Here is a 9983-nt window from a genome sequence, read left to right as displayed (position 1 = left end):
GCCCCGGGGGCGTGGGGTATCCCCTGCGTGTCTTCCCCGCCCCCCCCGCCCCCCCCCCGGGGGGGGGGCCCCCCCCCCCCCCCCCGGCCCCACTTCCACCCATACGGGTGACCCGGCTACTTACCGGCCCTGACCCCTTCGGCCAGTTCCGCGGCGAGCGCGCGGACCCCGGCGAGGCCCGCGGCCTCGTCCTCGGCGTCCAGCATCCGCTTCACGAAGGCCGAGCCGACGATGACGCCGTCGGCGAAGGAGGCGACCTCGCGGGCCTGCTCCGCGTTCGAGACGCCGAGGCCGACGCAGACCGGCAGGTCCGTCGTCGCCTTGGTGCGGCGGACCAGGTCCTGGGCCTGGCTGCCCACGGATTCGCGGGTGCCGGTGACGCCCATGAGCGAGGCGGCGTACACGAAGCCCGAGCCGGCCGCCGTGATGGTGGCGAGCCGCTCGTCCTTGCTGCTGGGCGCGACGACGAACACGGTGCCGAGCCCGTGCTTGTCCGCGTGCTCCCTCCAGAGCGCCGACTCCTGCACCGGCAGGTCGGGCAGGATGCAGCCCGCGCCGCCGGCCTCGGCGAGCTCGCTGGTGAAGCGCTCGACGCCGTAGATGTAGATCGGGTTCCAGTACGTCATGACGAGGACCGGCTTGCCGGTGGCCTCGTGCGCCTCGCGGACGGTGCGCATGACGTCCTTGATCTTCAGGCCGCCGCGCAGCGCGATGTCGTCGGCGGTCTGGATGACCGGTCCGTCGAGCACCGGGTCCGAGTGCGGCAGGCCGACCTCGACGACGTCGGCGCCGCCCTCGAAGGCCGCCTTGACGGCCTCGATGCCGCCGTCGACGGTGGGGAAGCCGGCGGGCAGGTAGGCGATGAGGGCGGCGCGGCCCTCGGCCTTGGCGTGCGCCAGGGTGTCGTTCAACAGCTGGACGTTGCCGCTCACTTGGCGTCCCCCTCGATCTCCGCGACGTCGGCGGCGTCGGCCGCCACCTCTGCGTCGGTGCCCTCGCCGTACAGGCCGAAGTAGCGCGCGGCCGTGTCCATGTCCTTGTCGCCGCGGCCCGACAGGTTGACGACGATCAGGCCGTCCTTGCCGAGCTCCTTGCCGACCTCGATCGCGCCCGCGAGGGCGTGCGCCGACTCGATGGCCGGGATGATGCCCTCGGTGCGCGAGAGCAGCCGCAGGGCCTGCATCGCCGCGTCGTCGGTGACCGCGCGGTACTCGCCGCGGCCGCTGTCCTTCAGGTACGCGTGCTCCGGGCCGATGCCCGGGTAGTCCAGTCCGGCCGAGATCGAGTACGGCTCGGTGATCTGGCCCTCCTCGTCCTGGAGGACGTAGGAGCGCGAGCCGTGCAGGATGCCGGGCTCGCCCGCGGTCAGGGTCGCCGCGTGCTCGCCGGTCTCGACGCCGTGCCCGGCCGGCTCGCAGCCGATGAGGCGGACGCCGCTGTCCGGGATGAAGGCGTGGAACAGGCCGATGGCGTTGGAGCCGCCGCCGACGCAGGCGATCGCGGCGTCGGGCAGCCGGCCCGCCTGCTCCTGGATCTGGCGGCGGGCCTCGACGCCGATGACCCGGTGGAAGTCGCGGACCATCGCGGGGAACGGGTGCGGGCCCGCGACGGTGCCGAAGAGGTAGTGCGTGCGGTCCACGTTGGCGACCCAGTCGCGGAACGCCTCGTTGATGGCGTCCTTGAGCGTGCGGCTGCCGGACTTCACGGCGACGACCTCGGCGCCCAGCATGCGCATGCGGGCCACGTTCAGGGCCTGGCGCTGGGTGTCGATCTCGCCCATGTAGATGGTGCAGTCGAGGCCGAACAGGGCGCAGGCGGTGGCCGTGGCGACGCCGTGCTGACCGGCGCCGGTCTCGGCGATGACGCGGGTCTTGCCCATGCGCTTGGTGAGCAGGGCCTGGCCGAGCACGTTGTTGATCTTGTGCGAGCCGGTGTGGTTCAGGTCCTCGCGCTTGAGGAAGATCCGGGCCCCGCCGGCGTGCTCGGCGAACCGGGGGACCTCGGTGAGGCTGCTCGGGCGGCCGGTGTAGTGGGTCAGGAGGTCGTCGAGCTCGCGGGCGAACTCCGGGTCGTTCTTGGCCTTGTCGTACTCGACGGCGACCTCGTCCACGGCGGCGACGAGGGCCTCCGGGATGAACTTGCCGCCGTAGGTGCCGAAGTAGCCTTCGGGGCTCGGGATCTGCCCCTCGGGGTCGGGGATGAAGTATTGGCTGGGCATGCGGTTGTACCTCGCGGGTGATGGGTGTGCGGGCTGCGTTGGGTATGCCTACGCGCCGTAGACATACGGGCACGTACGCGACTGCTACGCCGTCGTGGCTTGTCGCGCAGTTCCCCGCGCCCCTGCGGGGCGCTCTATGCAGGCGCCCCGCACCATCGCATGCCGTTGATCTGGCCCGGCTCCGAGCCGATGTGGTAGCGGACCCGGCGGCCGCGCACGCGTCGCGCAGGCGCCCGGCAGCCGCGGGGGCGGCAGCCGGGGGCGAGACGGGCGGCGATGGGCATGCGGAGGTCAGGCCCTTCCGTGGCGCAGCGCCGGATGGGCGCCCGCGGCGACGAGGTCGGCGACGGCGGCCTTGGGGTCGCGGCCGGTGACGAGGGACTCGCCGACGAGCACGGCGTCGGCGCCCGCGTTGGCGTACGCGATCAGGTCGTGCGGGCCGCGCACGCCGGACTCGGCGACCTTGACGATGTGGTCCGGGATGTCCGGGGCGACCCGCTCGAACGTGCCGCGGTCGACCGTGAGGTCCTTCAGGTTGCGGGTGTTGATGCCGATGACCTTGGCCCCGGCGTCGACCGCGCGCTCGACCTCGTCCTCGTCGTGGGCCTCGACGAGCGGGGTGAGGCCGATGGACTCGGCGCGCTCGATGAGGGACTCCAGGGCGGGCTGGTCCAGGGCGGCGACGATCAGCAGGGCGAGGTCGGCGCCGTACGCGCGGGCCTCCCACAGCTGGTACGAGGTGACGATGAAGTCCTTGCGCAGGACCGGGATGTCGACCTTGGCGCGGACGGCCTCGAGGTCGGCGAGGGAGCCGCCGAAGCGCCGCTGCTCGGTGAGGACGGAGATGACGGCGGCGCCGCCCGCCTCGTAGTCGGCGGCGAGTCCGGCCGGGTCGGCGATCGCGGCGAGCGCGCCCTTGGAGGGGCTGGACCGCTTGACCTCACAGATGACCTTGACGCCGTCGCCGCGCAGGGCCGCGACCCCGTCCTTGGCCGCGGGAGCCTTCGCCGCGCGCTCCTTGAGCTCGTCGAGGCTGACGCGCGCCTGCCGTTCCGCGAGGTCGGCACGGACTCCGTCGATGATCTCGTCGAGCACACTCACGCGAGCGGACTCCCTTCTGGCAGTTCCCCGGGCAACCGGCTGGTCACTGTGATGGTATCCGCAGGAGGGCGAAGGCTCCGCATCCGGTTGACTCCGGTCCCATTGGGTGGACATCGGGGTCAGGGGTGCAGGAAGGCTCCGAACGGCAGGTTGCGGGCCACGGTGAAGGCGAGAACGACGGTACCGGCCGCCCACAGGTGCACCCGGCCGAGCCGCAGTCCGAGCGGTCTGCCGCGGGCGGCACGGACCACCCACACGGCCCACAGGACGGCGAAGAGGGCGTAGCCGGCGACCGCGAGGGCGTTGGCCCCGAGGGCCGTCGCGAGGTCGCCGTGCGCGAAGGCGTGGGCGCTGCGCAGGCCGCCGCAGCCGGGGCAGTAGGCGCCGGTGAGCTGGAGGAACGGGCAGGCCGGGTAGTGGCCCGGCTCGTTCGGGTCGACGGCGGCCACATAGCCGAAGGCCGCGACGACTCCGGCGAGGAGGCCGGCGGGGACGGCGGTCCGGCGCAGGGCGGCGCGGGCGGAGGTGCCGGGGGCCGCGGCCCGGGGTTCGCTCGTCCGGTCGCTCGCCGGTGCGCTGCTGTCGACGGTCACCCGTGCATTGTGGCCCGGCGGTGCGGGGCGCGCCCGCCCGGGAACGCGAAAGGGGCGGTACGGCGCGCGTGTCGCGCCGTACCGCCCCCGCGGGGCGTACCGGGGCTCAGGCCTCCGAGCCGGCGGCCTGCGGCGTGGCGACCGCGGGCATCTGCAGCTCGGCGCGGCGCGGCTTGCCGAGGCCGGCCAGGTGCATCACTCCACCGACGACGGCGGCGACGGCCAGCAGGGCCATGCCGGCCCAGAAACCGGCGACGCTGCCCATCACCATGAAGGCGCCGGCGACGATGAAACCGACGAAGGCGATGATGACACCGGTCCAGGCGGCCGGGGTGTGTCCGTGGCTGGCATCCGCCATGGCTTGCTCCTCATTGCTGATGGGTGTTCTTACGGCCCATGCGCACGCAGGGCGTACGACGTTCAGGGTCCATTGTCCCGTACGCGCCGGACGGCGATGTACAGGGGGTCTGTGGGGTGACCGGCGGGGTCTAGGCGGTGCCGGTGGGGTCCTCGCCGCGGTCCAGGGCCTTCCACAGGTCCTCGGGGCGGTCCGGGTCGACGGCCTTCGCCTTGCGGGCACGGGGGGCGCCGGAGCGCTCGTAGCGGCCGCCCATCGAGGGCCAGGCCGCGCCGTAGACGACGGCGAGGATGCCGGCGATCAGGAGGAGCGCGCCGCCGCCGGCCGCGACGTACGGCCAGGCGGTGTGCGAGAGGGCGTCGATGGTGGTGGACGCGTCGCCCGCGGCGGTGGCGGCCTTCTCGTCGAGGGCGGAGCTGTCGCCCGCGCCGAGCACGGCGGCGGCGACGGCGCCCGCGCCGCTGAGCGCGAGCAGCGCGGCGACCAGGACGCGGCCGACGCGGCGCACGGCGAACACGGCGACGAGGGCGGCGAGCCCGACGATCGCGAGGGCCGCGGGCACCCCGGTGACGTCGCTGCCCTTCGCGGTGAGCGGCAGCCGGCCGCCCGCGACGGCGGCGACGCCCGAGCACCATTCCTGGCGGGAGGCGAGCAGCGCGACGGCGGCGCCCACCGCGCCGAAGAGCAGCGCGACGCCGAGGCTGCGCCGGCCGGTCCGGTTCGGCCCGGTGTCGGCGGCTTCGGTGCGGGGGTGCGGTACGGCAGTCACGTACTCCACTATCGCCCCTCGGTCCAGGTGTGCGGGCGCCGGGGGTGGGAGTCGTGCGTCACTTCACAGCCGGTTCGCGGTGTGTACGGCGCGCAGCACGGCCGCCGCCTTGTTACGGCATTCGGTGTCCTCGGCGACCGGGTCGGAGTCCGCGACGACGCCGGCACCGGCCTGCACGTAGGCGGTGCCGTCGCGCAGCAGGGCGGTGCGGATGGCGATGGCGGTGTCGGAGTCGCCCGCGAAGTCGAGGTAGCCGACGCAGCCGCCGTACAGGCCGCGCCGGGACGGCTCCAGCTCGTCGATGATCTGCATGGCACGGGGCTTGGGCGCGCCGGAGAGGGTGCCGGCGGGGAAGCAGGCGGTGAGCACGTCGAAGGCGGTGCGGCCCTCGGCGACCTGGCCGGTGACGGTCGAGACGATGTGCATGACGTGCGAGTACCGCTCGACGGACATGAAGTCGACGACCTCGACGGAGCCCGGTTCGCAGACCCGGCCCAGGTCGTTGCGCCCGAGGTCGACGAGCATGAGGTGCTCGGCGCGCTCCTTGGGGTCGGCGAGCAGCTCGTCGGCGAGGGCCTGGTCCTCCTGCGGGGTGGCGCCGCGCGGCCGGGTCCCGGCGATGGGGTGGACCATGGCGCGCCCGTCCTCGACCTTGACGAGGGCCTCGGGGGACGAGCCGACGACATCGAAGGCGCCTCCGTCCCCGCCGGGGAACCGGAACAGGTACATGTACGGCGACGGGTTGGTGGCCCGCAGGACCCGGTAGACGTCGAGGGCGCTCGCGGTGCACGGGGTCTCGAAGCGCTGCGAGGGGACGACCTGGAAGGCCTCGCCGGAGCGGATGCGCTCCTTGATGTCCTCGACGGCGTCCTGGTACTGCTCGCCGCCCCACAGGGCCGTGTACTCGGGCAGTTCGGAGGGCGGGAGCGCGGCGGGGGCGGACTCGACGGGCTTGCCGAGGTCGGCCTCCATCGCGTCGAGCCGGGCGACGGCGTCGGCGTAGGCCTCGTCGACGCCGGTGTCGAGGTCGTTGTGGTTGATCGCGTTGGCGATCAGCAGGACCGAGCCGTCCCAGTGGTCGAGCACGGCGAGGTCGCTGGTGAGCAGCATGGTGAGCTCGGGGAGCTTCAGGTCGTCGCGCTCCCCCGGGCCGATCTTCTCCAGGCGGCGCACGATGTCGTAGCCGAGGTAGCCGACCATGCCGCCGGTGAACGGGGGCAGGCCCTCGTGGTGCGGGGTGTGGAGGGTCTCGACGGTGGCGCGCAGGGCGGCGAGCGGGTCGCCGTCGACGGGGACGCCGACCGGCGGGGTGCCGAGCCAGTGGGCCTGGCCGTCGCGGGTGGTGAGGGTGCCGGCGGAGCGCACGCCGACGAACGAGTAGCGGGACCAGGAGCGGCCGTTCTCCGCGGACTCCAGGAGGAACGTGCCGGTGCGCTCGGCGGCGAGCTTGCGGTACAGGCCGACGGGGGTGTCGCCGTCCGCGAGGAGCTTGCGGCTGACGGGGATCACGCGGCGGTCGGTCGCGAGCTTGCGGAAGGTCTCGAGGTCCATGGCCGCCGACCTTACTGGCTGAGGGGGAGGACGTCGGAGTCGAAGCAGGTGCGCGTGCCGGTGTGGCAGGCGGCGCCGACCTGGTCGACCTTGACGAGGACGGTGTCGGCGTCGCAGTCGAGGGCGACGGCCTTCACGTGCTGGACGTGACCGGAGGTGTCGCCCTTGACCCAGTACTCCTGACGGCTGCGCGACCAGTAGGTGGCGCGGCCCGTGGTGAGCGTGCGGTGCAGCGCCTCGTCGTCCATCCAGCCGAGCATGAGCACCTCGCCGGTGTCGTACTGCTGGGCGATGGCGGGGACGAGGCCGTCGGCGCTGCGCTTGAGGCGGGCGGCGACGGCCGGGTCGAGGTCGCTGGGGCGGGAGGCGCTGGTCATGGGGACCATTGTGCCGCGCCGGGCCTCGCCGACCGGGGGTGGTCCACTGTCCGGACGGTGGGGGCGGTCGTAGGCTGGCGGACATGTCGACCCATGCCAAGCGTGAACGGCTCCTGCTGGCCGATCTGTTGGAGGCCGCGGGCCCTGAGGCCCCGACCCTGTGCGAGGGCTGGAACGCCCGGGATCTCGCCGCCCATGTGGTGGTGCGCGAGCGCCGTCCGGACGCGGCGGGCGGCGCGTTCGTGAAGCCGCTGGCCGCGCGTCTGGAGCGGGTGCAGGCCGAGTTCGCGGACAAGCCGTACGAGGAGCTGATCCAGCTCATCCGCACCGGTCCGCCGCGGTTCTCCCCGTTCTCGGTGAAGCAGATCGACGAGGCGGCGAACGCGGTGGAGTTCTACGTCCACGCGGAGGACGTGCGCCGGGCGCAGAAGGACTGGAGCCCGCGGGAGCTGGATCCGGTGTTCTCGGACGTGCTCTGGTCCCGGCTGGAGAAGATGGCGCGGGTGATGGGCCGCAAGCTGCCGGTGGGCCTGGTGCTGCGCCGCCCGGACGGCCGGACGGCGGTCGCGCACCGCGGCACCCCGGTGGTGACGGTGACCGGGGAGCCGCCGGAACTGCTGATGTTCACCATGGGCCGTCAGTCCTCGGCGAAGGTGCAGGTCGAGGGCGACGAGGCGGCGATCACGCGGCTGAGCGAGACGAAGGCGCTGGGGATCTAGGGCCTTTCTTTCGGATCAGGCTGGATCAGGGAGCGGGGCGTGCCACGCCCCGCGAGCCCAGCCGGATCCGAAAGAAAGGCCCTAGGCGCGGCCCGACGAGGTGGGGCCACTCCGGCGGCGGTGCTACCGGGGCGTTTCCATGGCGTCGCGCGCGGGGGTGCCCGGCGCCTGCGTGCCCGCGGGGCGCTCGCTGTCCGGACCGGCCTGGGCCGCCGCGGCCTCGGCCGGTGTGGCCTTCGGGGTGGTGCGGGCGCGGAGCCAGAGCAGGGCTCCGGCGCTCACGCCCACGACGCCGGGCAGCCAGGCGGCGGGGCCGCCGGGCAGGGCGCCCGCGACGAGGCCGCTGAGGGCGCCGGCCAGCTGGAGGGCGAGCGACTGCACGGAGAGCGCGGTGGCGCGGCCGGAGCTGTCGGTGCGCCGGTGCAGGAAGTCGTTGAGGCAGGGCGAGGCGAGGCCCAGGCCCACGTAGACGAGGACGTAGCCGGCGACGGCCGGGGCGGCGGTGTCGGTCGCGGCGGTCGCGCACAGCACGGCCAGGCCGAGCAGCATGGTCAGCTCGGCGGCGAGGATGGCGCGCTCCCCGCTCCGGGCGACGCGGGCCACCCAGGGGGAGAGCCGGTTGCCGAGCGCGGTGGCGGTGAATCCGGCGCAGGCCAGACCGGCGTAGAGGACGGCGCCCGAGGAGGCGCCGCCGGTCGCGTCGGCGGAGCGGGACGGGGTGAGCAGTTCGACGACGCCGAGGGCGCTTCCGGCGGCGGCCATGGTGAGCATGATGCGCCGGACCATGACGTCGCGGGTGGCGAGCCGGATGCCGGCGCGGGCGGTGCGCGGCACGTCGGCGAGGACGGCGCGCAGGCCGGTCGACGGGCGCGGCGGCTCGGGCAGGGCGACCAGGACGTGGACGACGTAGAGCACGCAGCAGGTGGCGCCCGCGAGGAGCGGCACGGACAGCGGCGTGACGAGGCCGCCGGTGGCGCGCTCCAGCCGGGCGCCCAGGTCGGGGCCGAGGCCGAGCAGCCAGGGCACGAGGCCGCCGAGGATCGTGCCGAGGGCGAGGGCGACGGAGGAGGCGGCGGAGCCGCGGGCCAGGCCGTCGCGCAGGTCGGCGTCGGGGCCGAGGTCCGCGTGCACGGTGTCGACGTACCAGGCCTCGGCGGGCCCGCTGTTGAGGGCGCGTCCGGCGCCCTTGAGGAACATGGCGAGGGCGAACACCCAGGTGGCGGTGGCCAGGGCGGTCAGGGTGATCGCGACGACGGCGAGCACGCCGGAGGCGGCGAGCACGGCACGCCGGCCTATGACGTCGGAGAGCCCTCCGGTGGGCAGCTCCAGCGCGGCGGCCGTCAGGGAGTGCACGGCGAACAGGGCGGCGACGGTCGCGACGGACACGCCCCGGTCGACGAGGAGCAGCACCTGTACGGGGATGGAGAGGCCGACGGGGAACCAGAACAGGAAGTTGACCGCGACGAAGCGGCGGCGCGCGGCCCGCGCGTCGAGGAGGGCGGCCATCACGCGTTCCTCAGCGGGAAGGCGTACAGGTGCACGGCGACGGTCTCGCGGCCCTCGGGGTCGGCGGCCTTGCCCGCCTGCGTGTACCGGTCGATGACGGCGTGCAGTTCGGCGGTCATCTCCTTGAGCTCGGCGGGGGTGAGCCGGGCCAGGAAGTCGGAGCTGTCGTGGGCGTCCTGCCAGTCGGGGCTCCAGCCGGCGCGCTGGTCGAGGAAGCGCAGGTAGTGGTCACGGCGCTGCTCGTACATGACGCGGGACAGCGCGGTGTGGGCCGCGGAGCCCTCGGGGGTGTCGCGGAAGTCGGAGCTGTCGATCCGCAGGGCTTCCTGCGCGGGCTTCCACCAGCGCTCGCGGCCGTCGGCGCCCTCGGGCTCGGCGGGCTCGATGAGGCCGTGCTCGGCGAGCTTGCGCAGGTGGTAGCTGATGAGGGAGACCGCCGTGCCGTCGTCGAGCTCCTCGGCGAGGTGCGAGGCGGTGGCGGTGCCGCGCATGTAGAGCGCGCCGTAGAGGCGCATGCGCAGCGGGTGCCCGAAGGCCTTCAGCGTGGCGAGATCGGTGATGCGGCGGTATTCCGTCATACCCCTGACGCTAGATGCGAAAGAAAACTTGCACAAGATATGTTGCACAACTTTTCTTTCGCAGTCCCGCGCTGCCGGGCCGAAGCGAACCCGCCCCCCCGCCGCGGGCGCGGGGGGGGGCGGGTGGGCCCGGCGGGAGGGGCCCCCCCGTGGGGGCCGGTGCGGCCCGCGCGCACCGGGGCGAGGACGACAGGCCCCGGCCCAAAAGCGCAG

Annotated in this window: 12 protein-coding genes; 1 reads left to right on the top strand and 11 read right to left on the bottom strand. The window is 74.0% G+C overall.

What is annotated here, in order from left to right:
- Window positions 1–116: 116 nt before the first annotated feature.
- From trpA to hisI, 9 genes are all read right to left on the bottom strand, one after another.
- On the bottom strand, window positions 117–932 hold the full coding sequence (gene trpA, locus ACFW9D_RS01245) for a tryptophan synthase subunit alpha (RefSeq protein ID WP_384616603.1): 816 nt from the start codon (window positions 930–932) through the stop codon (window positions 117–119).
- On the bottom strand, window positions 929–2218 hold the full coding sequence (gene trpB / locus ACFW9D_RS01240) for a tryptophan synthase subunit beta (protein ID WP_384616602.1): 1290 nt from the start codon (window positions 2216–2218) through the stop codon (window positions 929–931). Before trpB ends, trpA begins: the two co-directional genes overlap by 4 nt.
- Before the next feature lie 134 nt (window positions 2219–2352).
- Complete coding sequence (trpM, locus tag ACFW9D_RS01235) at window positions 2353–2502, bottom strand: tryptophan biosynthesis modulator TrpM (RefSeq protein WP_384616600.1); 150 nt, start codon at window positions 2500–2502, stop codon at window positions 2353–2355.
- A gap of 7 nt (window positions 2503–2509) precedes the next feature.
- Entirely contained in the window at window positions 2510–3319 is an 810-nt protein-coding gene (gene trpC / locus ACFW9D_RS01230; RefSeq protein ID WP_188339457.1) for an indole-3-glycerol phosphate synthase TrpC, read from the bottom strand.
- Window positions 3320–3438: 119 nt separating this feature from the next.
- The gene (locus tag ACFW9D_RS01225; protein ID WP_384616598.1) at window positions 3439–3912 is read right to left on the bottom strand and encodes a DUF2752 domain-containing protein; all 474 of its coding nucleotides are present in this window, start codon (window positions 3910–3912) and stop codon (window positions 3439–3441) included.
- Window positions 3913–4018: 106 nt separating this feature from the next.
- A complete protein-coding gene (locus ACFW9D_RS01220) occupies window positions 4019–4270 on the bottom strand; it encodes an HGxxPAAW family protein (protein WP_188339455.1) in 252 nt (83 codons plus the stop codon).
- 130 nt (window positions 4271–4400) lie between these two features.
- Window positions 4401–5048 (bottom strand): TIGR02234 family membrane protein, encoded by a 648-nt coding sequence (locus ACFW9D_RS01215; RefSeq protein WP_188339454.1) that lies wholly within the window; start codon window positions 5046–5048, stop codon window positions 4401–4403.
- 54 nt (window positions 5049–5102) lie between these two features.
- A complete protein-coding gene (locus tag ACFW9D_RS01210) occupies window positions 5103–6590 on the bottom strand; it encodes an anthranilate synthase component I (protein ID WP_384616596.1) in 1488 nt (495 codons plus the stop codon).
- A gap of 11 nt (window positions 6591–6601) precedes the next feature.
- Window positions 6602–6967, bottom strand: coding sequence for a phosphoribosyl-AMP cyclohydrolase (hisI, locus tag ACFW9D_RS01205; protein WP_384616594.1), 366 nt, complete (start codon window positions 6965–6967; stop codon window positions 6602–6604).
- Window positions 6968–7050: 83 nt separating this feature from the next.
- Between hisI and ACFW9D_RS01200 the strand changes: the two genes are divergently transcribed.
- Window positions 7051–7686: a TIGR03085 family metal-binding protein gene (locus ACFW9D_RS01200; RefSeq protein ID WP_188339451.1), complete on the top strand. Its 636-nt coding sequence runs from the start codon at window positions 7051–7053 to the stop codon at window positions 7684–7686.
- Window positions 7687–7809: 123 nt separating this feature from the next.
- On the opposite strand, the gene ACFW9D_RS01195 is transcribed toward ACFW9D_RS01200, so the two are convergent.
- Both ACFW9D_RS01195 and ACFW9D_RS01190 read right to left on the bottom strand, forming a co-directional pair.
- On the bottom strand, window positions 7810–9192 hold the full coding sequence (locus ACFW9D_RS01195) for an MFS transporter (RefSeq protein WP_384616592.1): 1383 nt from the start codon (window positions 9190–9192) through the stop codon (window positions 7810–7812).
- On the bottom strand, window positions 9192–9770 hold the full coding sequence (locus ACFW9D_RS01190; protein ID WP_188339449.1) for a transcriptional regulator: 579 nt from the start codon (window positions 9768–9770) through the stop codon (window positions 9192–9194). Before ACFW9D_RS01190 ends, ACFW9D_RS01195 begins: the two co-directional genes overlap by 1 nt.
- Window positions 9771–9983 lie beyond the last annotated feature (213 nt).

It is taken from the genome of Streptomyces sp. NPDC059524 (assembly GCF_042749255.1).
Classification (GTDB): Bacteria; Actinomycetota; Actinomycetes; order Streptomycetales; family Streptomycetaceae; genus Streptomyces; species Streptomyces xanthii.
This window is presented reverse-complemented; position numbering and strand designations above follow the sequence as displayed.